General features: G+C 71.7%; 22 protein-coding genes. 13 read left to right on the top strand and 9 right to left on the bottom strand.

Annotated features, from left to right (window positions below):
- Window positions 1–3: 3 nt before the first annotated feature.
- The gene (locus tag ACFYON_RS02605) at window positions 4–1,350 is read right to left on the bottom strand and encodes an aspartate aminotransferase family protein (RefSeq protein WP_116504134.1); all 1,347 of its coding nucleotides are present in this window, start codon (window positions 1,348–1,350) and stop codon (window positions 4–6) included.
- Window positions 1,351–1,498: 148 nt separating this feature from the next.
- Window positions 1,499–2,011, bottom strand: a complete 513-nt coding sequence (locus tag ACFYON_RS02610; RefSeq protein ID WP_354865041.1) for an Lrp/AsnC family transcriptional regulator — start codon at window positions 2,009–2,011, stop codon at window positions 1,499–1,501.
- 205 nt (window positions 2,012–2,216) lie between these two features.
- Between ACFYON_RS02610 and ACFYON_RS02615 the strand changes: the two genes are divergently transcribed.
- The 9 genes from ACFYON_RS02615 to ACFYON_RS02655 all read left to right on the top strand — a co-directional run bounded on the left by ACFYON_RS02615 (window position 2,217) and on the right by ACFYON_RS02655 (window position 10,686).
- Window positions 2,217–3,401, top strand: a complete 1,185-nt coding sequence (locus tag ACFYON_RS02615; protein ID WP_354865043.1) for a spermidine/putrescine ABC transporter substrate-binding protein — start codon at window positions 2,217–2,219, stop codon at window positions 3,399–3,401.
- Entirely contained in the window at window positions 3,398–4,555 is a 1,158-nt protein-coding gene (locus ACFYON_RS02620) for an ABC transporter ATP-binding protein (protein ID WP_354865045.1), read from the top strand. The genes ACFYON_RS02615 and ACFYON_RS02620 overlap by 4 nt, the downstream gene beginning before the upstream one ends.
- Before the next feature lie 76 nt (window positions 4,556–4,631).
- The gene (locus ACFYON_RS02625) at window positions 4,632–5,534 is read left to right on the top strand and encodes an ABC transporter permease (protein ID WP_354865047.1); all 903 of its coding nucleotides are present in this window, start codon (window positions 4,632–4,634) and stop codon (window positions 5,532–5,534) included.
- Entirely contained in the window at window positions 5,531–6,361 is an 831-nt protein-coding gene (locus ACFYON_RS02630; protein WP_354865049.1) for an ABC transporter permease, read from the top strand. The genes ACFYON_RS02625 and ACFYON_RS02630 overlap by 4 nt, the downstream gene beginning before the upstream one ends.
- Window positions 6,358–7,779 carry an FAD-dependent oxidoreductase gene (locus tag ACFYON_RS02635; protein ID WP_354865051.1) on the top strand — a complete coding sequence of 474 codons (1,422 nt, stop codon included), beginning with the start codon at window positions 6,358–6,360 and terminating at the stop codon, window positions 7,777–7,779. Before ACFYON_RS02630 ends, ACFYON_RS02635 begins: the two co-directional genes overlap by 4 nt.
- Entirely contained in the window at window positions 7,779–8,981 is a 1,203-nt protein-coding gene (locus tag ACFYON_RS02640; RefSeq protein ID WP_354865053.1) for a saccharopine dehydrogenase C-terminal domain-containing protein, read from the top strand. Before ACFYON_RS02635 ends, ACFYON_RS02640 begins: the two co-directional genes overlap by 1 nt.
- On the top strand, window positions 8,978–9,991 hold the full coding sequence (gene speB, locus ACFYON_RS02645; protein ID WP_355094087.1) for an agmatinase: 1,014 nt from the start codon (window positions 8,978–8,980) through the stop codon (window positions 9,989–9,991). The genes ACFYON_RS02640 and speB overlap by 4 nt, the downstream gene beginning before the upstream one ends.
- A gap of 39 nt (window positions 9,992–10,030) precedes the next feature.
- Window positions 10,031–10,378, top strand: coding sequence for a type II toxin-antitoxin system RelE/ParE family toxin (locus ACFYON_RS02650; protein WP_354865057.1), 348 nt, complete (start codon window positions 10,031–10,033; stop codon window positions 10,376–10,378).
- A complete protein-coding gene (locus tag ACFYON_RS02655) occupies window positions 10,375–10,686 on the top strand; it encodes a helix-turn-helix domain-containing protein (protein ID WP_013284175.1) in 312 nt (103 codons plus the stop codon). The genes ACFYON_RS02650 and ACFYON_RS02655 overlap by 4 nt, the downstream gene beginning before the upstream one ends.
- Window positions 10,687–10,705: 19 nt before the next feature.
- On the opposite strand, the gene ACFYON_RS02660 is transcribed toward ACFYON_RS02655, so the two are convergent.
- From ACFYON_RS02660 to ACFYON_RS02675, 4 genes are all read right to left on the bottom strand, one after another.
- Window positions 10,706–11,149 (bottom strand): hypothetical protein, encoded by a 444-nt coding sequence (locus ACFYON_RS02660; protein WP_354865059.1) that lies wholly within the window; start codon window positions 11,147–11,149, stop codon window positions 10,706–10,708.
- Between the two features lie 100 nt (window positions 11,150–11,249).
- Entirely contained in the window at window positions 11,250–11,597 is a 348-nt protein-coding gene (locus tag ACFYON_RS02665; protein ID WP_354865061.1) for a DUF779 domain-containing protein, read from the bottom strand.
- Window positions 11,597–13,102: an aldehyde dehydrogenase gene (gene adh, locus ACFYON_RS02670; protein ID WP_354865063.1), complete on the bottom strand. Its 1,506-nt coding sequence runs from the start codon at window positions 13,100–13,102 to the stop codon at window positions 11,597–11,599. The genes ACFYON_RS02665 and adh overlap by 1 nt, the downstream gene beginning before the upstream one ends.
- Before the next feature lie 39 nt (window positions 13,103–13,141).
- A complete protein-coding gene (locus tag ACFYON_RS02675) occupies window positions 13,142–14,425 on the bottom strand; it encodes a transcriptional regulator (protein ID WP_354865065.1) in 1,284 nt (427 codons plus the stop codon).
- 186 nt (window positions 14,426–14,611) lie between these two features.
- On the opposite strand from ACFYON_RS02675, the gene ACFYON_RS02680 reads away from it, so the two are divergent.
- The gene (locus ACFYON_RS02680) at window positions 14,612–15,271 is read left to right on the top strand and encodes a hypothetical protein (protein WP_354865067.1); all 660 of its coding nucleotides are present in this window, start codon (window positions 14,612–14,614) and stop codon (window positions 15,269–15,271) included.
- 66 nt (window positions 15,272–15,337) lie between these two features.
- Here ACFYON_RS02680 and gabT read toward each other — a convergent pair whose 3' ends face one another.
- Both gabT and ACFYON_RS02690 read right to left on the bottom strand, forming a co-directional pair.
- Window positions 15,338–16,609, bottom strand: coding sequence for a 4-aminobutyrate--2-oxoglutarate transaminase (gene gabT / locus ACFYON_RS02685; RefSeq protein ID WP_354865069.1), 1,272 nt, complete (start codon window positions 16,607–16,609; stop codon window positions 15,338–15,340).
- Window positions 16,610–16,614: 5 nt separating this feature from the next.
- On the bottom strand, window positions 16,615–18,051 hold the full coding sequence (locus ACFYON_RS02690; protein ID WP_354865071.1) for a gamma-aminobutyraldehyde dehydrogenase: 1,437 nt from the start codon (window positions 18,049–18,051) through the stop codon (window positions 16,615–16,617).
- A gap of 142 nt (window positions 18,052–18,193) precedes the next feature.
- On the opposite strand from ACFYON_RS02690, the gene ACFYON_RS02695 reads away from it, so the two are divergent.
- Window positions 18,194–19,633, top strand: a complete 1,440-nt coding sequence (locus ACFYON_RS02695; protein ID WP_354865073.1) for an aldehyde dehydrogenase family protein — start codon at window positions 18,194–18,196, stop codon at window positions 19,631–19,633.
- Window positions 19,634–19,636: 3 nt separating this feature from the next.
- Here ACFYON_RS02695 and ACFYON_RS02700 read toward each other — a convergent pair whose 3' ends face one another.
- Window positions 19,637–20,872 (bottom strand): SUKH-3 domain-containing protein, encoded by a 1,236-nt coding sequence (locus ACFYON_RS02700; RefSeq protein ID WP_387187282.1) that lies wholly within the window; start codon window positions 20,870–20,872, stop codon window positions 19,637–19,639.
- A gap of 78 nt (window positions 20,873–20,950) precedes the next feature.
- On the opposite strand from ACFYON_RS02700, the gene ACFYON_RS02705 reads away from it, so the two are divergent.
- Both ACFYON_RS02705 and ACFYON_RS02710 read left to right on the top strand, forming a co-directional pair.
- Window positions 20,951–21,364, top strand: a complete 414-nt coding sequence (locus tag ACFYON_RS02705; RefSeq protein WP_354865077.1) for a YbaB/EbfC family nucleoid-associated protein — start codon at window positions 20,951–20,953, stop codon at window positions 21,362–21,364.
- A gap of 3 nt (window positions 21,365–21,367) precedes the next feature.
- Window positions 21,368–21,724 carry a hypothetical protein gene (locus ACFYON_RS02710; protein WP_354865079.1) on the top strand — a complete coding sequence of 119 codons (357 nt, stop codon included), beginning with the start codon at window positions 21,368–21,370 and terminating at the stop codon, window positions 21,722–21,724.
- Window positions 21,725–22,110: the final 386 nt, after the last annotated feature.

The raw sequence follows: 22,110 nt of genomic DNA on the forward strand, positions 1-22,110 counted from the left end.
GCGTCAGAGCCGCGACCACGCCTCGGTCAGCACCGCGCGCAGGATCTGCTCGATCTCGTCGAAGTGCTGCTGGTCGGCGATGAGCGGCGGGGCGAGCTGCACGACCGGGTCGCCCCGGTCGTCGGCCCGGCAGTAGAGCCCGGCGTCGAACAGCGCGGTGGACAGGAAGCCGCGCAGCAGCCGCTCGGACTCGGCCTCGTCGAACGTCTCCCGGGTCGTCTTGTCCTTGACCAGCTCGATGCCGTAGAAGTAGCCGTCGCCCCGGACGTCACCGACGATCGGCAGGTCGTACAGCTTCTCCAGGGTGGACCGGAACGCGCCCTCGTTGGCCCGGACGTGCCCGATCAGGTCCTCGCGGGCGAACACCTCCAGGTTGGCCAGCGCGACGGCGCAGGAGACCGGGTGACCGCCGAACGTCACGCCGTGCGCGAACATGCCGGTCTCGGTGAGGAACGGCTCCATCAGCCGCTCGCTGGCGATCATCGCACCGAGCGGGGCATAGCCCGAGGTGATGCCCTTGGCGGTGGTGATGATGTCCGGTTGGTAGCCGTAGCGGACGGCGCCGAAGTACTCGCCGAGCCGGCCCCAGGAGCAGATCACCTCGTCGCTGACCAGCAGCACGTCGTACGCGTCGCAGATCTCGCGTACCCGCTCGAAGTAGCCGGGCGGCGGCGGGAAGCAGCCGCCGGAGTTCTGCACCGGTTCCAGGAAGACGGCGGCGACCGTCTCCGGCCCCTCCCGCTCGATCGCCCGGCCGATCTCCTCGGCGGCCCAGCGGCCGAACGCCTCGGGGTCGTCGCCGTGCTCGGGGGCCCGGTAGAAGTTGGTGTTCGGAACCTTGATGCCACCCGGCACCAGCGGCTCGAAGTCGGTCTTGATGCCGGGCAGGCCGGTGATCGACAGCGCGCCCATCGAGGTGCCGTGGTAGGCGATGTAGCGACTGACCACCTTGTGCTTGGTGGGCTTGCCGGTGCGCTTGAAGTAGGCCCGGGCCAGCTTCCATGCGGCCTCGACGGCCTCCGAGCCGCCGGTGGTGAAGAAGACCCGGTTCAGGTCGCCGGGGGTGAGCGTGGCGATCTTCTCGGCCAGCTCGACGGCCTTCGGGTGGGCGTACGACCAGAGCGGGAAGTAGGCCAGCTCGCCGGCCTGCTTGGCGGCGGCCTCGGCCAGCTCGGCTCGGCCGTGGCCGGCGTTGACGACGAACAGCCCGGCCAGCCCGTCCAGGTAGCGGCGGCCCTGCGCGTCCCAGACGTACGCGCCCTCGCCCCGGACGATTGTCGGAACCTCGCCGGCGGGGTAGCTCGCCATGCGGGTGAAGTGCATCCAGAGATGGTCGGTGGCGTTGGCCATGTCAGCCCCATCGGGTCTCGGGCCGGTCAGGGGTGACACCGGCCGCTCTACCCACGGTTATCCCACAGGCGATGCGGATAAGGCAAGTAAACAAGCCTCAACGCGACGGATTCAGCGTCGAGTCAGCGCTGTATCAACGGAATCCGCATCAAGCGGTGCCCCAGCTGTAGGTCTGCTTGCGCAGCTTCAGGTAGACGAACGCCTCGGTGGAGAGCACGCCGGGAACCCCGCGCAGCTTCTGCAGGATCTCCAGCAGGTGCGCGTCGTTGCGGCAGACCACCTCGGCCAGCAGGTCGAACGAGCCGGCGGTGATCACCACGTAGTCGATCTCCTCGAACTCGGCGAGCCGGTCGGCGACCGACTCCAGGTCGCCGTCGGTGCGCAGCCCGATCATGGCCTGGCGGGGGAAGCCGAGCTGGAGCGGATCGGTGACCGCGACGATCTGCATGACGCCCGCGTCGAGCAGCCGCTGCACCCGCTGGCGTACCGCCGCCTCGGACAGGCCCACCGCCTTGCCGATGCTCGCGTACGGGCGGCGCCCGTCCTCCTGGAGCTGTTCGATGATCTGCTTGGCCACGTCATCGAGCAGAGCGTGATTGGCCCCATCACGCACAGTGACACGACGGCCGCCGTTTCCGTTCTCGTGATGCCGGTTGACCATCAACGCTCCTCGTGTCCGATTCTCCGTGTTGAGCGTAGTGCCCCGCGCAGTCTGGCGTATTTCGTGGTGACTAGCTATTCCGGCAACGGAATCCCTTGTAAGGGAGGTTTTCTCATGTCAGGATCAGTCGTCCATCGCCACTGACCCTCCCGCCGGCGCGCCCCCTCCGTCCCGCCGCCGACGATGCCCCCCAAGGAGTCGTCACATGCGTAGTCCCCTCCGGCCCCTCACCCGGCGTGGTCTGCTCACCGGGACCGTCGGCTCGGCCGCACTGCTCGCCACCGCGGGCACCCTGGCCGGCTGCGGGACCAAGGGCGCCCAGCAGACCGAAGCCGGATGCAAGAGCGAGGACCTGTCCGCCACCGAGAAGAAGGTCGCCTTCTCGAACTGGCCGCAGTACATGGACACCGACGACAAGGACGAGTCGAAGCGCCCGACGCTCGACGCCTTCGTCGCCGCCTCCGGCATCCAGGTGACGTACACCGAGGACGTCAACGACAACAACGAGTTCTTCGGCAAGGTGCGCAACCAGCTCGCCGGGTGTCAGAGCACCGGCCGGGACATCATGGTGCTCACCGACTGGATGGCCGCCCGGGTGATCCGCCTCGGCTGGGTGCAGAAGCTGGACAGGTCGAAGATGCCCAACGTCGAGGCGAACCTGCTGCAGTCGCTGCGCGGTCGCTCCTTCGACGCCGAGACCCAGCTCGCCGTCCCGTGGCAGTCCGGGCTGGCCGGGCTCGCGTACAACGCGAACGTCACCAAGGAGATCCGCACCGTCGACGAGCTGCTCACCCGCCCCGATCTCAAGGGCAAGGTGACGGTGCTGTCGGAGATGCGCGACACCATCGGCCTGCTGCTCCAGTCGCTCGGACACGACCCGGCCAAGTTCACGTCGGCCCAGTTCGACGACGCGCTGAACAAGCTCAAGAAGGCCGTGGACAGCAAGCAGATCCGGCGCTTCACCGGCAACGACTACGCGCCCGACCTGGCCAAGGGCGACATCGCCGCGTGCATCGGCTGGTCCGGCGACGTGGTCCAGCTCGGCTTCGACGACGAGAAGATCAAGTTCGTGGTGCCCGAGTCCGGCGTGATGCTCTGGTCGGACAACATGCTGGTGCCGAACAAGGCCACTCACAAGGCCAACGCCGAGGCGTTGATGAACCACTACTACGACCCGGCGGTGGCGGCGAAGCTGGCCGCGTACGTCAACTACATCTGCCCGGTGCAGGGCGCGCAGGCCGAGATGGAGAAGATCGACCCGGCCCTGGCGGCCAACCCGCTGATCTTCCCGGACGACGCGATGCTGTCCAAGGCCAAGGTCTTCATGGCGCTCGACGAAGCGCAGGAGAAGGAGTACGAGACCAAGTTCCAGCAGGTGATCGGCGCGTGAAGGGGCAGCAGACCCCGGCCGGTGACCTGCGGCTGGTCGACCTGACCAAGCGCTTCGGCGTCTTCACCGCCGTCGACGACCTCACCCTCACCATCCCGCAGGGCTCGTTCTTCGCCCTGCTCGGCGCGTCCGGCTGCGGCAAGACCACCACACTGCGGATGATCGCCGGGCTGGAGCAGCCCACGAGCGGAAAGGTGCTGCTGGGCGAGGAGGACATCGCCGGGCTGCGGCCGTACAAGCGGCCGGTGAACACCGTCTTCCAGAGCTACGCCCTCTTCCCGCACCTGGACATCCACGAGAACGTGGCGTTCGGGCTGCGCCGCCGCGGCATCCGCAAGGTCGGCGACCAGGTGGAGCGGATGCTCGCGCTGGTGCAGCTCGAAGGGTACGGCCGGCGTCGCCCGGCCCAGCTCTCCGGCGGCCAGCAGCAGCGCGTCGCGCTTGCCCGGGCGCTCATCAACCACCCGCAGGTGCTGCTGCTCGACGAGCCGCTCGGCGCGCTCGACCTCAAGCTGCGCCGGCAGATGCAGATCGAGCTGAAGCGGATCCAGACCGAGGTCGGCATCACGTTCGTGCACGTCACCCACGACCAGGAGGAGGCCATGACGATGGCCGACACGGTCGCGGTGATGAACGCCGGCCGGATCGAGCAACTGGGCGCGCCCGCCGACATCTACGAATACCCGGCCACCGCGTTCGTGGCGAACTTCCTCGGCCAGTCCAACCTGCTCGCCGCCGAAGCCGGCGGCCGTGCCGCCGGCGACGTGCTGGTCACGGCGCACGGCGCGCGCTTCTCGGTGCCCGCCGGCCGGGCCCGGCTCACCGACGGTCCGGCCTTCCTCGGCGTACGTCCGGAGAAGCTGCACCTGGCCGACGGCCCGGACCGGGTGCCGGCCGGGCACCAGCACGTCGGCGGCGTCGTCACCGACGCCTCCTACGTCGGGGTGAGCACCCAGTACCTGGTGCGCACCGCGTGGGGCAGCGAGCTGACCGCGTTCGCCGCGAACAGCGGGCTGGGCGGTCAGCTGCCGGTCGGCGCGGCGGTGACCGCGCACTGGGATCCGCGGCACGCGTTCCTGCTGCCCCGGGCCGCCGGTGAGGACGACCAGACCGCGCCGCTGCTCGACGAGCCGCCGGTTGGTGCGCTGCCATGAGCGCGCGCAGCGAGCGAATCGGCAGGCTCAGCGCGAAGGTGCCTCATGACGGCACGGAGCGAAGCGGAGTGGCGGCATGAGCGCGCTGGCCCACGTACCGGCCTCCGCCGGGAAACCGGCGCCGCCGCCGGTGCGGCGCAGCCGCCTCCTGCCGTACCTGTTGCTGCTGCCCGGCGCGGTCTGGCTGCTCGTCTTCTTCGCGCTTCCGCTGGTGCAGCTCGCGTCGGCCAGCCTCTACGACCCGGCCGGGTCGCTCTCCACCGGGTACGCCATGACCTGGGCGTTCAGCAACTACCCGGACGCGTTGCAGGCCTACTGGCCGCAATTCTCCCGGTCCTTCCTCTACTCGGCCATCGCGCTGGTGCTCGCGCTGCTGATGGGCTACCCGCTGGCGTACGCGATCGCGCAGAAGGCCGGCCGGTGGAAGAACCTGCTGCTGGTGGCGGTGGTGGCACCGATGTTCACCAGCTTCCTGGTGCGCACGCTGGCCTGGAAGACCATCCTGTCGGACAACGGCGCGCTGGTCGGGCTGCTGCGCGACGTGCACCTGCTCGGGTCGGACGGCCGGCTGCTGGCCACCCCGATCGCCGTGGTGCTCGGTCTGACGTACAACTTCCTGCCGTTCCTGGTGCTGCCGCTGTACGCGAGCCTGGAGCGGCTCGACCCCCGGCTGCTGGAGGCGGCGAGTGACCTGTACGCGAGCCCGGCGCGCGCGTTCGCCAAGGTGACGCTGCCGCTGTCGATGCCCGGCCTGATCGCCGGCACGCTGCTGTTCTTCATCCCGGCCACCGGTGACTACATCAACGCCGAGCTGCTCGGCACCCCGAACGAGTACATGATCGGCAACGTCATCGACTCGGCGTTCCTGGTCCGGCTGGACTACCCGCAGGGCGCGGCGCTGTCGTTCCTGCTGATGGCCGCGATCCTGGCGATCGTCTTCGTCTACCTGCGCCGGGCCGGCACGGAGGAGGTCCTGTGAGAGTGCGACGGTGGCTCGCCGACCGGTGGGTGATGGGTGTGGCCCTGCTCGTCCTCGGCTACCTGACGCTGCCGATCATGGTGGTCGCCGGTCTCTCCTTCAACCGGCCCTCCAGCCGGCTCTCCTACGACTTCAACGAGTTCACGCTCGACAACTGGAAGCAGCCCTGCGTCACCTCGGACATGTGCGACGCCGTGGTGCGCAGCATGCAGATCGGCCTGATCGCCACCGTCGCCGCCACCATCCTCGGCACGCTGATGGCGTTCGCGCTGGTCCGGCACACCTTCCGCGGCCGGTCCGGGCTCAACGGGCTGATCTTCCTGCCGATGGCCACCCCGGAACTGGTGATGGGCACCTCGCTGCTCGCCCTGTTCGTCGCCGCCGGGGTGCCGCAGGGCTTCTGGACCATCGTCATCGCGCACGTCATGTTCTGCCTGTCGTTCGTCGTGGTCACCGTGAAGGCCCGGCTCGCCGGCATGGACCGGCGGCTGGAGGAGGCCGCCATGGACCTGTACGCCAGCGAGTGGCAGACGTTCCGCCGGATCACGCTTCCGCTCGTGCTGCCCGGCATCATGGCCGCGTCGCTGCTGGCGTTCTCGCTCAGCTTCGACGACTTCATCATCACGAACTTCAACGCCGGCACCACTGTCACGTTCCCGATGTACGTCTGGGGCGCCTCCCAGCGCGGCATCCCGCCGCAGGTGAACGTGATCGGCACGGCCATGTTCGTGATCGCGTTGCTGCTGGTCGGGGCCACCTCGCTGCGCGGGCGGCGGGCCCGGCGGGCCGCCCTCGCGGTGGTCGCCACACCGGCGGGGAAGCCATGACACCGCCGCCTACCGGCCGGGCGCTGGCCGACGCCGCGCCCGCGTCGTACTGGCTGGACCGCCCGGTTCGCCCCGACCCGCTGCCGCCGCTGTCCGGGTCGCAGGCCGCCGACCTGCTGGTGGTCGGCGGCGGATACGCCGGGCTGTGGACCGCGCTGCTGGCCAAGGAGGCCGACCCGGACCGCGACGTGCTGCTCGTCGACGCGGGCACGTGCGGCTGGGCGGCGTCCGGGCGCAACGGCGGTTTCTGCGCCGCGTCGCTGACCCACGGGCTCGCCAACGGCGCCGAACGGTTCCCCGGCGAGATCGCCGAGCTGGAACGGCTGGGCCGGGAGAACCTGGACGCCATCGCCGCCACGGTGGCGAAGTACGACATCGACTGCGACTTCGAACGGACCGGCGAGCTGGCCGTGGCGGTCGAGCCGTACCAGCTCGACGGGCTCGCCGCCGACGCCGAACTGGCCCGCCGGTACGGCCACGAGGTGCGGCTGCTCGACCGGGACGAGGTACGCGCCGAGGTGGCCTCGCCGACGTACCTGGGCGGGATGTGGGACACCGACCGGGTGGCCCTGCTCGACCCGGCGAAGCTCGCCTGGGGACTGCGCCGGGCCGCGCTCGACCTGGGCGTACGCGTGCACGAGCACACCCGCGTCACCGGGCTGGCCCGCGACGGCGCCGGGTTGCGCGCCACCACGGCGGGCGGCGCGGACGCGGCACCCGGCGCGGTACGGGCGCGGCAGGTCGTGCTCGCCACGAACGCGTTCCCGCCGCTGCTGCGCCGGCTGCGCTCCTGGGTCGTGCCGGTCTACGACTACGCGCTGATGACCGAGCCGCTGACCGGGGCGCAGCGCGACGCGATCGGCTGGCGGCACCGGCAGGGGCTCGCCGACACCGGCAACCAGTTCCACTACTACCGGCTCACCGCCGACAACCGGATCCTGTTCGGCGGCTACGACGCGATCTACCACTACGGCAACCGGGTGGCGCCCGCGCTGGAGCAGCGCGAGGCCACCTTCGACACGCTGGCGTCGCACTTCTTCACCACGTTCCCGCAGCTCGCCGACGTGCGGTTCAGTCACCGCTGGGGCGGCGTCATCGACACCTGCACCCGGTTCTGCGCGTTCTTCGGCACCGCTTACGAAGGGCGCCTGGCGTACGCGGCCGGGTTCACCGGGCTCGGCGTCGGCGCGACCCGGTTCGGCGCCCGCGTGACGCTGGACCTGCTCTCCGGCGAGGACACCCCGCTGACCCGGCTCGACCTGGTGCGCCGCAAGCCGATGCCGTTTCCGCCGGAACCGGTCCGGTCCGTCGGCATCAACCTCACCCGCTGGTCGCTCGCCCGCGCCGACGCGCACGACGGTCGGCGCAACCTCTGGCTCCGTACTCTCGACCGTCTTGGACTGGGGTTCGACTCCTGATGCGTATCCTGCTCGTCGGCGCCGGTGGCGTCGGCTCCGCCGCCGTATCCATCGCCGCCCGCCGTTCCTTCTTCGAGACCATGGTGGTCGCCGATCACGACCCGGCGCGTTCGGCACGGGCCGTCGCCGGGCACGGCGACCGTTTCGTCGCGGCCACGGTCGACGCCTCCTCCGCCGACGCCGTGGCCGCGCTGTGCCGGGAGCACCGGATCACGCACGTCCTCAACGCCGTCGACCCGCGCTTCGTCATGCCGATCTTCGACGGCGCGTTCGCCGCCGGGGCCGACTACCTCGACATGGCCATGTCGCTGTCCCGGCCGCACCCCGAGCGTCCCTACACCGAGACCGGGGTCAAGCTCGGCGACGAGCAGTTCGCCGTCGGGCAGCGGTGGGCCGACGCCGGCCGGCTGGCGCTCTGCGGGATCGGCGTCGAACCGGGCCTGTCCGACGTCTTCGCCCGCTACGCCGCCGACGAGCTGTTCGCCGAGATCGACGAGGTCGGCGTACGCGACGGCGCGAACCTGACAGTCGCCGGGTACGAGTTCGCGCCCTCGTTCTCCATCTGGACCACCATCGAGGAGTGCCTGAACCCGCCGGTGATCTGGGAGGCCGGGCGCGGCTGGTTCACCACCGAACCGTTCAGCGAGCCGGAGGTGTTCGACTTCCCGGCCGGCATCGGCCCGGTCGAGTGCGTCAACGTCGAGCACGAGGAGGTGCTGCTCATCCCGCGCTGGGTGCCGGCGAAGCGGGTCACCTTCAAGTACGGCCTCGGCGCCGAGTTCATCGAGGTGCTGCGCACGCTGCACAAGCTCGGGCTGGACTCGACCGAACCGGTGCGGGTACGCGGCGTCGAGGTGTCGCCGCGTGACCTGGTGGCCGCCGCGCTGCCCGACCCGGCCACGCTCGGCGACCGGATGAGTGGCAAGACCTGCGCCGGCACGTACGTCACCGGCACCGGCCCGGACGGACGGCCGCGCCGCGTCTACCTGTACCACGTGGTCGACAACGAGTGGTCGATGGCCGAGTACGGCCACCAGGCGGTGGTCTGGCAGACCGCGGTGAACCCGGTCGTCGCACTGGAACTGCTCGCCGCTGGCGCGTGGTCCGGTACGGGCGTGCTCGGCCCGGAGGCGTTCCCGCCGACCCCCTTCCTGGACCTGCTCACCGGCTACGGTTCGCCGTGGGGGATTGAGGAACGATGACCCGGTACGGCCCGATGTACGGTCCCGACATCACGTTCCTCGGCGTGCCGCCGTGCACCGTCGAGGAGCCGGTCACGTACGCCGACGCGGACGTGGTGATCATCGGGGCGCCGTTCGACGGCGGCACCTCGCACCGGCCCGGCACCCGGTTCGGCCCGTCCGCCATCCGGCAGGCCTGCTACCTGCCGCACGACGGTTCCCGTCCGTCGCTGGCGCTGCGTGTGGACGCTCTGCAGGACCTGTGCGTCTACGACGCCGGTGACGTGGAGATGTTCGGCGGCGACATCGAGCGTTCGCTCGCCGCGCTGGAGACCGCCGTGTACGCGGTCGCCTCCGCCGGGGCGATCCCGGTGGTGCTCGGCGGGGACCACTCCATCGCGCTGCCGGACGCGACGGGGGTGGCCCGGCACCACGGGCTCGGCCGGGTGTCGCTGGTGCACTTCGACGCGCACGCCGACACCGGCGACGTGGAGTTCGGCTCGCTGCACGGGCACGGTCAGCCGATGCGGCGGCTCATCTCCTCCGGAGCGGTGCGCGGCGACCGCTTCCTCCAGATCGGGCTGCGCGGCTACTGGCCCGGCCCGGACACGCTGGCGTGGATGGCCGAGCAGCGGATGCGCTCGTACGAGATGACCGAGATCGTGGCGCGCGGGCTGGACACCTGCCTGACCGAGGCGTTCGGCATCGCGACCGACGAGTGCGAGGGCGTGTTCCTCTCCGTCGACGTGGACGTTGTCGACCCCGGAATGGCGCCCGGCACCGGCACACCCGAGCCGGGCGGGTTCACCTCCCGGCAACTGCTCGACGCGGTCCGCCGGGTCTGTTACGAGCTGCCGGTGGTCGGGCTGGACGTGGTCGAGGTCGCCCCGCCGTACGACCACGCCGACATCACCGCGTACCTGGGCAACCGGGTGGTGCTGGAGGCGCTGTCAGCGATCGCCCGCCGCCGCCACGACGCGGAGTCCGGCACCCCGTGGAACCCCACCCAGCCGCTGTTGGACGACCGCTGACCGTTACCCTCCGAGTTTAGCTCGGGCTATAGTCAGGGCGTGGGTGCGGACGGGAAGCGCTGGTCGATCCGGGTGACCGGAGAGGTCCGGCACTGGCTGCGCGACCTGCGGGACAACGACCCGGCGTCGTACGAGAGCGTTCGGGTGGCGGTGGACAAGCTGCGCGGAAGCAGTCTCCGTAATCTGAAGGAGCTACGGCCCCGCTCCGGTCGGGACGTGGCGATCCGGGTGCTGTTCGTCTTCGATCCCTGGTCGCAGGCGGTCCTCCTGGTTGCCGGCAACAAGGCGGGCAACTGGAGTCGCTGGTACCGGCAGCACATCCCGGCGGCGGAGGTTGCCTACAAGGCTTGGCTCGACAGCGAGCGCGAGCGAAGGGGGGAGTCGTGACGGAGTTCTATCACTGGGACGAGGTCCGCGCCGAACTCGGCGGCGACGACGAGGCGTACGAGGCGGAGCGCGCCCGGACCGACGCGTGGGTGAGCGCGTTCCACCTGGCCGAGGAGCGCAAGCGGCTGGGGCTCACCCAGCGGCAGGTCGCCGAGATCATGGGGGTCACGCCCGGCCGCGTGAGCCAGATCGAGAACGGCGACCTCGACGTCAACGAGGTGGCCACGCTGAGCCGGTACGCCAACGCCCTCGGAGCCCGGCTGCGGATCATCTTCGACTACGGCGACGACCTCCGGCAGATAGCCTGACCGGAGGCCGTCGGCGTGGTCAGGGACGGGCGCAGCGGGGGCGCAGGCGCACGGGCTCGGTGGTCTCGGTGAGGGAGTTGGGCTCGACCACCAGGCGGGCGATCACCGTGGCCGGGCCGGGGCGGAATCTGCCCTGGTCGGCGGGGATGGTGGCGGTCCAGGTGCCGGCGGTGCGCTCGTCGGTGCACGCGCCGATCACGCCGAATCCGAAACCGGTGACCGAGCCGCGCCGCTGGTCGAGGTGCACCTCGATGTACGCGAGGCCGCGCTCGGCGCCGCAGTCGAACCGGCCACGGACGGTGGCGGTGTGCGCGCGCCCGTCTGCCGCGCCGAACCAGTTGACGGAGATGCTGGGGGAAGCCGCCGGGGCGGCCACGGCGGCGCCCGGCGCGAGCCCGAGCGTGGCGGCGGTGGCCAGGGCGGTGAGGCCGGCGGCGAGCACTGGCTGTCGGACCGGGTTCATGCGCGGGCTCCTGTCGGGCGGTGGTGGGACGCGACTCCGAAGTGGACGGCGTCAGCATCCCACCGCCGCGATGCCCGGGAGCTGCAAGATCTCGGACAGATCAGCGGTTCAGGTGGGACCGGATGAGGAAGCGGACGCCCTCCGGGGCCTCCAGGGAGAAGCCGCTGCCCCGGCCGGGCACCACGTCGACGGTGAGCCGGGTGTGCTGCCACAGCTCCCACTGGGCCTTCGACATCCAGAACTCCACCGGCTCGGGCACCCCGTCGACCGTGAGCGAGGCGAGCAGCACGTCCGAGCCGCCGGTGCGGAACTCGCCGGCCGGGTAGCACATCGGGGCGCTGCCGTCGCAGCAGCCGCCGGACTGGTGGAACATCAGCGGGCCGTGCTGCCCCCGCAGCGACCGGATCAGGTCGGCCGCCGCGGGGGTCACTGTCACCGGGTCGCCCATCAGAAGAAGCCCAGCTTCTTCGGCGAGTAGCTGACCAGCAGGTTCTTGGTCTGCTGGTAGTGCTCCAGCATCATCTTGTGGTTCTCCCGGCCGATGCCGGACTGCTTGTAGCCGCCGAACGCGGCGTGCGCCGGATAGGCGTGATAGCAGTTCGTCCACACCCGGCCGGCCTGGATCGCCCGCCCGGCCCGGTACGCGGTGGTCAGGTCCCGGGTCCACACGCCCGCGCCGAGCCCGTACAGCGTGTCGTTGGCGATCTTCACGGCGTCGTCCAGGTCGGCGAAGGAGGTCACCGACACCACCGGGCCGAAGATCTCCTCCTGGAAGATCCGCATCGAGTTGTCGCCCTCGAAGATGGTCGGCTGGACGTAGTAGCCGCCGGACAACTCGCCGCCCAGGTCGGACCGCTCGCCGCCGGTCAGCACCTTCGCGCCCTCCTGCCGCCCGATGTCCAGGTAGGACAGGATCTTTTCCAGCTGGTCGTTGGACGCCTGCGCGCCGACCATCGTGTCGGTGTCCAGCGGGTGCCCCTGCTTGATCTGCCCGGTCCGGTCCACGGCGGCGGCCAGGAAGTCGGAGTAGTGGCCCCGCTGGATGAGCGCCCGGGACGGGCAGGTGCACACCTCGCCCTGGTTGAGGGCGAACATGGTGAAGCCTTCGAGCGCCTTGTCCAGGAAGTCGTCGGAGGCGGCGCTGACGTCGTCGAAGAAGATGTTCGGGCTCTTGCCGCCCAGTTCCAGCGTGACCGGCCTGATGTTCTCGCTGGCGTACTGCATGATCAGCCGCCCGGTGGTGGTCTCGCCGGTGAACGCCACCTTCGCCACCCGCGGCGAGGACGCCAGCGGCTTGCCCGCCTCGACGCCGAAGCCGTTCACCACGTTCAGCACGCCCGGCGGCAGCAGGTCGCCGATCAGCGAGAGCAGGTAGTGAATCGAGGCGGGCGTCTGCTCGGCGGGCTTGAGCACCACCGCGTTGCCGGCGGCCAGCGCCGGGGCGAGCTTCCACACCGCCATCAGGATCGGGAAGTTCCACGGGATGATCTGCCCGACCACGCCCAGCGGCTCGTGGAAGTGGTAGGCCACGGTGTCGTCGTCGAGTTCGCCGAGCGAGCCCTCCTGGGCCCGGATCGCCCCAGCGAAGTAGCGGAAGTGGTCGATGGCGAGCGGGATGTCGGCGGCCAGCGTCTCGCGTACCGGCTTGCCGTTCTCCCACGTCTCGGCGATCGCCAGGGACTCCAGGTTGTCCTGCATCCGGTCGGCGATCCGGTTGAGGATCAGCGACCGCTCGGCGACCGACGTTCGGCCCCACGCGCCGGCCGCGCCGTGCGCCGCGTCGAGCGCCTTCTCCACGTCCTCGGCGGTGCCCCGGGCCACCTCGCAGAAGGTCTGCCCGGTCACCGGGGTCGGGTTCTCGAAGTACCTGCCACCGTGCGGCTTCACGTACTCGCCGCCGATGTAGTGGTCGTAGCGGGACTGCCAGTGGGTGGGGGCGTCGTAGCGCGTCATGGGTACCTCGCCGTCCGTCTGGGGTGGATGGCGGGCAGGCTAGTTTCCGGGACGTTGCAGGAACGTTGCACGCGGCAACGCGTACTCCTCGGCGAGCTGGCGGGCCCGCGCGAACGCGAGCGGCCGGCGCGGCGCGCCCGGCGGCAGCGCCCGCGCCAGGGCCTGCCAGGCGGCCAGGTCGTCGGACCCGGCCGCTGTCGCGGTCCAGGCCACCAGCAGGCCGGGGTCGGCGCCGGCCAGCACCGCGGCGCGCAACTGGCCGTCGACCAGGCGGCGCAGCCGCGCGACTCCCGGCGCGTCCGACCCGGGCAGCAGGGACCCGGGGTACGCGCGCAGCGCCGCCGCCGGATCGCCACGTTCCAGCAGTTCGGTGACGGTACGGAAGTCGGCGCGCACGGCCGGGCGCAGCCGGTACGGGCGGGAGTCGAGCAGTTCCTCGCCGAGCACGCGGCGCAGCCGGGACAGCTCGGCGCGCAGGGTGACCGGGTGCCGCCTGTCGTCGCCGTACAGGTCGAGGCCGAGCTGTTCCCCGGTGCGCCCCTCGGGATGGCCGACGAGCAGCACCAGCAACTCGCTGTGCCGCCGGCCGAGCCGGATGCGCCGGCCGCCGACGCGCAGTTCCGCCTCGTCGCGGCCGAGCGCCGACACGTACGCCACATCCGGCGCGGCGGGCGCGGCGCCGGCCAGGAACGCCTCGGCGGCCCGGGCGGTGGCCCGGACCAGCGCGAGGCTCTGCGGGTTGGCCAGGTGGTCCCCGCCGGTGATGTCGACGGCCCCGAGCAGCGCGCCGCTGACCGGGTCGTGGATCGGCGCGGCGGCGCAGGTCCAGCGCTGCACCGGCCGGACGAAGTGTTCGGTGGCGAAGATCTGCACGCCGTGGTCGACGGCGAGGGCGGTGCCGGGCGCGTTCGTGCCGGCGTGCGCCTCGTCCCAGCGGGCACCCGGCACGAAGTTCATCCGCTCGGCGTGCCGCAGCACCCCCGGGTGGCCCTCCACCCAGAGCAGCCGCCCGGCGGCGTCGCAGACGGCCATCAGGTGCGCGCCGTCCTGCGCGATGCCCCCGAGCAGGTCACGGAACAGCGGCATCACCCGGGCCAGCGGGTGCGCGGCGCGGTAGGTCTCCAACGCGCCGTCGGTGAGGTCGACAGGCGGCGTGGCCTCCGGGTCCAGCAGCGCGGACCGCTTCCAGGAACGGGCCACCACCTCCCGGACCCCGCCGGTGGTGGTGCCGGCGGCGAGGAACGCCTCGTGGGCGGCGCCGACCTGCGCGATCCGCTCCGCCGGATCCACGCCGAACTCCAGGGCGAGCCACGGGTCAGCCACCAGCGCCTCCTTCCGCCCATCGTGACCCACCTCACCCCCGAGCGCCAAGGCGCGGCGGCACGTATCGGCGACGACGTCCGGAGCGTCACAGGTGCGTCACGTTCCGTTGTGGACCGTCGACCGATCGAACGGTCCGGCCCTCCCGTCCGTACCACGCGTCGAACGACAGCGACGACGGGAGAGAACGTGAGGGTGCAGCGCAAGCACGTGCTGGCGGCGACAGTGGCGGTGACCGCGACAGTGGCGGTCTCGGTGGGGACCGGACTCGGTTTCGCGGACACCGCGCCGGCCGCGCGATCAGTCTGCGCCGGCTCGGTGACCTTCTCGGCCGAGGACGGACCGCCGGCCGCGACGAGCGACAGGTTCCCGGTGGGCACCCGGCTGCGGGTGACGAACCTGGACAACCGCAAGGTGGCCACGGTGACGGTGGCCGGGCCGTCCGGGAGCTGCGTGCTGCTGAACGCCGCCGCCATGGACCTGGTACGCGAGCCGGGCAAGAACGTCATCCGCCGCAACGTGGTGGAACGCCTCGACGGTGCCGCCGCCCCGGTGCCGGGCGCGCAGCCGGGTGAGACCCGGCCGGGCGCGGCGCAGCCGATCGGCGGCAGCGTCTGCTCCGGCGCGATCACGTTCTTCGCCGAGGGCGGTACGCCGGCCGCCACCAGCGGTCAGTTCCCGGTGGGCACCCGGCTGCGGGTGACGAACCAGGACAACGGCAAGGCGGTGACGGTGACTGTCACCGGACCGTCGGGCAGTTGCGTGCTGCTGAACACGGCGGCCATGGACGCGATCCGGGAACCCGGCAAGAACCTGGTCCGGCGCAACACCGTCGAGCTGATCCGCTGAGTTCCCGGGTGGAACACCATGGGCAGGCCCGGGGGAGGTCACGCCCATGGTGTTCCACGTCCGGGGTCAGCCGAAGGCGGCCGCCAGGATGTCCAGGCCCCGGCCCAGTTCGTCGTCGGAGATGACCAGCGGAGGCAGGAACCGCAGCACGTTGCCGTAGGTGCCGCAGGTCAGCGTGAGCAGCCCGGCCGCGTGGCAGGCCGCCGAGATCGCCGCCGTGGCGGCCGGGTCCGGCGTCAGCGTGCCGGGCTGCACGATCTCCACGGCGAGCATCGCGCCCCGGCCACGTACCTCGGCCACGCGTGGGTCACCGGCGGCGATCGCGCCCAGCCGCTCGCCCATCACCGCGCCGATCCGGCGGGCGGCGGCGGCCAGGTCCAGCTCCCGCATCGTCTCCATCGCCCCGAGCGCGGCGGCGCAGGCGATCGGACTGCCGCCGTACGTGCCGCCGAGACCGCCGACGTGCACCGCGTCCATCAGCTCGGCCCGGCCCGTGACGGCCGCCAACGGTAGCCCGCCCGCGATGCCCTTGGCCAGCGTGATCAGGTCCGGCTGCACGCCCTCGTGCTCGCAGGCGAACCAGTCGCCGGTGCGGCAGAAACCGGTCTGGATCTCGTCGGCGACGAACACCACCCCGGCCGCCGTCGCCCACTCGCGCAACGCCGGCAGGAACCCCGGCGCGGGTACGACGAAGCCGCCCTCGCCCTGGATCGGCTCGATCAGCAGCGCCGCCACGTTCTCCGCGCCCACCTGCTTCTCGATCATCTCGATCGAGCGGGCCGCCGCGGTGGCGCCGTCCAGCCCGCCGTCGCGCAGCGGGTACGACATCGGCACCCGGTACACCTCACCGGCGAACGGCCCGAACCGGTGCTTGTACGGCATGTTCTTCGCGGTCAGCGCCATGGTCAGGTTGGTCCGGCCGTGGTACGCGTGGTCGAACACCACCACCGCGGGCCGCCCGGTCGCGTGCCGGGCGATCTTCACCGCGTTCTCCACCGCCTCGGCGCCGGAGTTGAACAAGGCCGAGCGCTTCTCGAAGCCACCCGGGGTCAGCGCGTTGAGCTGCTCGCAGACCGCCACGTACGACTCGTACGGCGCGACCATGAAGCAGGTGTGGGTGAACCGCTCGACCTGCGCGCGTACCGCCTCGACCACGCGTGGCGCGGAGTTGCCCACGTTCGTGACGGCGATGCCGGCGGCGAAGTCGATCCACTCCCGCCCGTCCACGTCGGTGATCGTGCCGCCGCCCGCCCGGTCCACGTACGCGGGAATCGTGCTGCCCACGCCCCGCGCCACGGCCTCGACCCGGCGCTTGTGCAACTCCTCGCTGGTGGCCATCGGAATCAGCCCTCGATGTTGTGCATGACGTGCTTGATCCGGGTGTAGTCCTCCAGGCTGTAGACCGACAGGTCCTTGCCGTGGCCGGAGTGCTTGAAGCCGCCGTGCGGCATCTCCGAGACGAACGGGATGTGCGTGTTCACCCAGACGCAGCCGAAGTCCAGCCGGCGGGTCATCCGCATGGCCCGGCCGTGGTCACGCGTCCACACCGAGGCGGACAGGCCGTAGTCCACGCCGTTGGCCCAGCGCACCGCCTCGTCCTCGTCGGAGAAGCGCTGCACGGTGATGACCGGCCCGAACACCTCGTCCTGGATGATCTCGTCGGTCTGGCGTACGCCGGAGACCACAGTCGGGGCGTAGAAGAAGCCGCGCTCGCCGACCCGCCCACCGCCGGTGGTGACGTTCGCGTGGTCGGGCAGGCGGTCCACGAAACCACTGACCCGGGCGAGCTGGTTGGCGTTGTTCAGCGGGCCGTAGAGCACGTCGGCGTCGTCCGGCGCACCGGTGCGGGTGTTGCGGGCCTGCTCGGTCAGCGCGGCCACGAAGTCCTCGTGGATGCCCGGCCCGGTGAGCACGCGGGTCGCCGCCGTGCAGTCCTGACCGGCGTTGAAGTAGCCGCCCATCGCGATCGCCTCGGCCGCCGCCGCCACATCCGCGTCGTCGAAGATCACCACCGGGGCCTTGCCGCCCAGCTCCAGGTGGGTCCGCTTCAGGTCCGGCGCCGCCGCCGCGGCCACCTCCATGCCCGCGCGGGTCGAGCCGGTGATCGACACGAGCTGCGGGGTCGGGTGGGAGACCAGCGCCCGGCCGGTGTCCCGGTCGCCGCAGACCACGTTGAACACGCCCGGGGGCAGGTGCTCGGCGGCGATCTCGGCCAGCAGCAGCGTCGACACCGGCGTGGTGTCCGACGGCTTCAGCACCACCGCGTTCCCAGCCGCCAGCGCCGGGGCGATCTTCCAGACCGCCATCATCAGCGGGTAGTTCCAGGGCGTCACCTGGGCGCAGACGCCGATCGGCTCGCGCCGCACGTACGAGGTGTGCCCGGCCAGGTACTCGCCGGCCGAGCGCCCCTCCAGCAGGCGGGCCGCGCCGGCGAAGAAGCGCAGCTCGTCCACGGCCGGCGGCAGCTCCTCCTCGGTGGTGAGCTGCCGGGGCTTGCCGGTGTTGCGGACCTCCGCGTCCACCAGCTCCGCGGCCCGCGCCTCCACCGCGTCGGCGAACTTCAGCAGCGCCCGCTGCCGCTCGCCCGGCGTGGCGTCCCGCCAGGTCTCGAACGCGGCGGAGGCGGCCTTCATCGCCGCGTCCACGTCCGCCGCGCCGGAGACCGGGGCCTGGGCGAAGACCTCGCCGGTGCACGGGTCGATCAGGTCGGCGTAGCCGCCGTCCACCGGTTCGACGTACTCGCCGTTGACGAAGTTGCGCAGCTGCTGCTGGTCGCTCATCAGTAGTCTCCGTGAAGGTGGCCGGGGGGAGGGTCGGCGGAGGTTATCGCAATCTCAATGCCATCTTGGCTACTAAATCCGAGGCAGACAAGGGTTTGAGCAACTGTTTCCGCGTGGACGTCTGTGGTCTAGGCTGCCGGGCGTGGAGCCGAGAGCCTTCTACGTCGCCGGCCGCCCCGCCCACGGCGAGAGCGAACTGACAGCCACCCACCCGTACGACGGGCAGGCGGTGGGGCGTACCACGCTCGCCACGGCCGACCAGGTCGAAGCCGCGGTCGCGGGTGCCGCAGGGGTGGCCGCGGAGGCCGCGGCCCTGCCCGCGCACGCCCGCGCGGCGGCCCTGGACCACGTCTCCCGCCGACTCGCCGAGCGGGCCGACGAGGTCGCCGCCCTGATCACCGCCGAGAACGGCAAGCCGGTCAAGTGGGCCAAGGCCGAGGTGGGGCGCGCGATCTCCACGTTCCGCTGGGCCGCCGAGGAGGCCCGCCGCTTCTCCGGCGAGCTGCAACGGCTCGACACCGACCCCGCCGCCACCGGGCGGATCGCCCTGGTCCGGCGCGTGCCGCGCGGGCCGGTGCTCGGCATCACCCCGTTCAACTTCCCGCTCAACCTGGTCGCCCACAAGGTCGCCCCGGCGCTCGCCGTCGGCGCCCCGATCGTGGTCAAGCCGGCCCCGGCGACACCGCTCACCGCACTGCTGCTCGGCGAGATCCTGGCCGAGACCGACCTGCCCGAGGGCATGTTCTCGGTGCTGCCGCTACCGAACGAGCGCGCCGCCGAACTCGTCACCGACCCCCGACTGCCCGTGGTCTCGTTCACCGGCTCCGGGCCGGTCGGCGCGGCCATCCGCCGGGCCGCGCCGGACAAGCACGTCACGCTGGAACTCGGCGGCAACGCCGCGGCGGTGATCTGCGCGGACTGGTCGGCCGACGAGGACCTGGCCTTCGCCGCGCAGCGCATCGCCACGTTCTCCAACTACCAAGCTGGGCAGTCGTGCATCGCGGTCCAGCGGGTCTACGTGCACGAACGGCTCTACGACGGCTTCCTGCCCCGGCTCGTCGCGGCGGTGCGGGCGCTGCGCACCGGCGACCCGCGCTCCGAGCAGACGGATGTCGGCCCGCTGGTGTCGGTCGAGGCGGCGCAGCGCGTCGAGGGCTGGGTGGACGAGGCGGTCGCCGCCGGCGCGACCGTCGAGACCGGCGGACGGCGCGACGGCGCGACCTACCCGCCCACCGTGCTCAGCGGCGTGCCCGCCGCCGCCAAGGTGTGCGCCGAGGAGGTGTTCGGGCCGGTCCTGGTGGTCGCCCCGGTCGCCGACGACCGGGCCGCGTTCGCCGCCGTCAACGACTCCGCGTACGGCCTCCAGGCCGGTGTCTTCACCCACCGGCTCGACGTGGCGTTCGACGCGGCCCGGACGCTGGAGGTCGGCGGTGTGATCGTCGGCGACGTGCCGTCGTACCGGGCCGACCAGATGCCGTACGGCGGCATGAAGGGCTCCGGGGTCGGGCGGGAAGGGCTGCGCAGCGCCATGGACGACTACACCGAGCCCCGGGTCACGGTGCTGACCGGCGTGGCCCTCTGATCGTCACCAGGTGCCGTCGTCGCGGACCCGGGCGGGGGCGCGGCCGAGTAGCAGGGTGGTGAGGGCGGCGTCGATGTCTTCGCCGAGGAACCACTCGCCGGCCTGGTCGAGGGCGAAGATCCGGCCGTGCTCGTCGACCGCGAGGATGCTCTCCTGACGTTCGCTGCCGAGCGGGAAGAGGCGGGCGCCCAGGACGGCGGCGAAGTCGGCGAGGGAGTCGGCGGTGTGCGCCACTTTTCGCGGCCGCACCTCGAAGCGGGAGATCCACACCGCCTCGCCCGGGCCCTGGCGTGCGGTCACCAGCCCGGGAAAGGCGGTGAGCGTCGCCAGCGCGGCCGGGAAGGTGGCGTGGGCGTGCTGAGCGCCCCGGACCTCGCTGACCTTGCGTACCGAGGCGGTGGCGGACACCTCGTCGCCGAAGTGGGGTCGCCAGCCGGCGGTCACGAGCGCGTTCGCCACCTCGTCGGGAAACCGGCCGGGCTCGGGGGCTGTTTGAGGTTCGGACTGCCACTCCTCGGCGAGGGCCAGTTCCGGCCAGGGCAGCACGTTGACGTGCACCAGGAACCTGACGCACGACTCGCAGCGCAGTTCGGCCGGGCCAGCGGCGGGGTCACCGGCCTCACGGATGCGGAAGCTCTCGATCCGGCTGGCACCGAGCAGGTCGCGGGCCTCCTTGATGGACAGTGGTGGCATGCCCTCGGCGGTCCGGCGGTGGTCGTGCTCGTACAGCGCGTCGGAGACGACGATCATCTCGGCGTGCCGCTCGCCGCCGCGTACCAGGTGGCCGGTGGGTAGCTCGTCCAGATAGGACCGGACGAGGGGATGGTGGCGCACCTCGACGTCGCCCTTCGCGCCCTGCGCGACGTGCCGCCGGCCGTCGAGCGTGAGGTGCGCCGCCGCACCGGGTGTGGGCAGCCGGGTCAGCTCGCGGAGCAGTTGGGCGGCCGGATCGACGGTACGCGGCGCGCGTGGCTCGGCCGGGTGCCGCTGGCGGTACATCTCCTCGACCGCCGGTGCCGGGATCCGCGGCCAGGTCGACACCTCGCCGGTCTCCTTGTCGATCACAGTGGTCGGCAGGTCGCCGGGCAGCGCCCGGGCGTCGGTCGACACCGTGGAACTGACCAGGTAGCCCAGGTCGAATTCCTCGACCACCGGAGTGCAGGGGAAACCGAGACGCTCGGAGTCCCGCCGGGCCCACACGGAGGCGATCTGCTCGGCCTGCTGTCGCTCGATCACCACCTGAAATTACCGGACCCCACGGGTTTCGTGGCACCCGGTATGGTCGGCCCTACCCACGGTGACGGAAGGGGAGCGACGGTGGCCGAGAGTGCGGACCGAGATGCGAACCGTGCACTACGCGCGCGATTCGACGAGGTGTACGGCCAATACCAGCGCCTGCGGTCCGGCCTGGACGAACTCCAGGTCAAGCTGACCGAGCTGCGGGTAACCGAACGCTCCGACGACGGTCAGGTGACCGCGGTGGTCGGCGCGCGAGGCGAGCTGATCAGTGTCGAGGTGAGCCCGGGGGTGTTCCACGACCGGGACGCCCGGGCGTTGAGCCGGAAGATCACCGAGACCGTGCTGCGCGCCTCCACCGCCGCGACCACCGCGACCCGGGAACTGGTCTCCGGCTACCTGCCGCCGGGTTCCCCGTCGGTCGAGTTCCTGCGTACCAACGACTTCGGCGCGCTGCTCGGCCGGGCCGACTCCGTGCTGGCCCGCGGCGAGTGACACGTGGCCGGGGGAGAGATCTGGCTGGACCCCGACCGGGCCCGCCGCGGCGGTGCTGACCTGGAGTTGTCGGGGCGGGCGGTGAGCGCGGCCCGGCAGGAGACGGGCGATCCGATCGCCGTCGCGAGCGCCCAGCGGCCCTGGGGCCGCGACGACATCGGTGCCGCTTTCGACAAGCACTACCAGGGTTACGCCGAGACGCTGCTGCGCGCGTGGGAGCTTCTCGGCCGATCGCTCGAGGTGCTCGGGTCGGACGTCGTCCGTTCGGTCGCGGCCACCGTCGAGACGGACCTGAGCAACGCCCGCGACCTCGGGAAGATCCCGCAGCAAGGGCACCACCCCCATCGGCCCCGGCGCTGACCACCGGAGGACCCGCGCGTGAGCATGCTGCCCAGCCCGATCCCGCACCCGCTCGACTTCTGCCCTTGGGACGTGCCCGGCTGGATCTATGAGGCCCTCGACTGGGTGGTCGGCGTCGAGTGGCCGGAGGGCAACGAGCGGTCCGTCTGGGACCTGGCCGACCAGTGGTACGGCGTGGCCGGCGTCCTGACCCGTCCGCGCGACGACGCGATAACCGCCGCCGGTGAGGTGAGGAGCGGCTACGGGGGTGTCGGCCTGGTCGCCGGCGCGTTCGACAAGGCATGGCACAAGCTCGCCGAGGGTGACGATGCGCCGCTGCACGTCCTGATCTCGGCCACCGACGAGCTGGCGCGACTTGTCGACTCCTGCGGCTGCGACATCGAGGG

This window comes from Micromonospora sp. NPDC005686 (assembly GCF_042871665.1).
In the GTDB taxonomy this organism is placed as follows: domain Bacteria; phylum Actinomycetota; class Actinomycetes; order Mycobacteriales; family Micromonosporaceae; genus Micromonospora.

Excerpts from the sequence above, each read along its gene's own strand:
- gabT (WP_354865069.1), bottom strand. The coding sequence starts at position 16,609 with ATGGCCACCAGCGAGGAGTTGCACAAGCGCCGGGTCGAGGCCGTGGCG.
- ACFYON_RS02615 (WP_354865043.1), top strand. The coding sequence starts at position 2,217 with ATGCGTAGTCCCCTCCGGCCCCTCACCCGGCGTGGTCTGCTCACCGGG.
- ACFYON_RS02625 (WP_354865047.1), top strand. The coding sequence starts at position 4,632 with ATGAGCGCGCTGGCCCACGTACCGGCCTCCGCCGGGAAACCGGCGCCG.
- ACFYON_RS02690 (WP_354865071.1), bottom strand. The coding sequence starts at position 18,051 with ATGAGCGACCAGCAGCAGCTGCGCAACTTCGTCAACGGCGAGTACGTC.
- ACFYON_RS02665 (WP_354865061.1), bottom strand. The coding sequence starts at position 11,597 with ATGGGCGACCCGGTGACAGTGACCCCCGCGGCGGCCGACCTGATCCGG.
- ACFYON_RS02610 (WP_354865041.1), bottom strand. The coding sequence starts at position 2,011 with ATGGTCAACCGGCATCACGAGAACGGAAACGGCGGCCGTCGTGTCACT.
- ACFYON_RS02640 (WP_354865053.1), top strand. The coding sequence starts at position 7,779 with ATGCGTATCCTGCTCGTCGGCGCCGGTGGCGTCGGCTCCGCCGCCGTA.
- speB (WP_355094087.1), top strand. The coding sequence starts at position 8,978 with ATGACCCGGTACGGCCCGATGTACGGTCCCGACATCACGTTCCTCGGC.
- ACFYON_RS02605 (WP_116504134.1), bottom strand. The coding sequence starts at position 1,350 with ATGGCCAACGCCACCGACCATCTCTGGATGCACTTCACCCGCATGGCG.
- adh (WP_354865063.1), bottom strand. The coding sequence starts at position 13,102 with ATGACGCGCTACGACGCCCCCACCCACTGGCAGTCCCGCTACGACCAC.
- ACFYON_RS02635 (WP_354865051.1), top strand. The coding sequence starts at position 6,358 with ATGACACCGCCGCCTACCGGCCGGGCGCTGGCCGACGCCGCGCCCGCG.
- ACFYON_RS02660 (WP_354865059.1), bottom strand. The coding sequence starts at position 11,149 with ATGAACCCGGTCCGACAGCCAGTGCTCGCCGCCGGCCTCACCGCCCTG.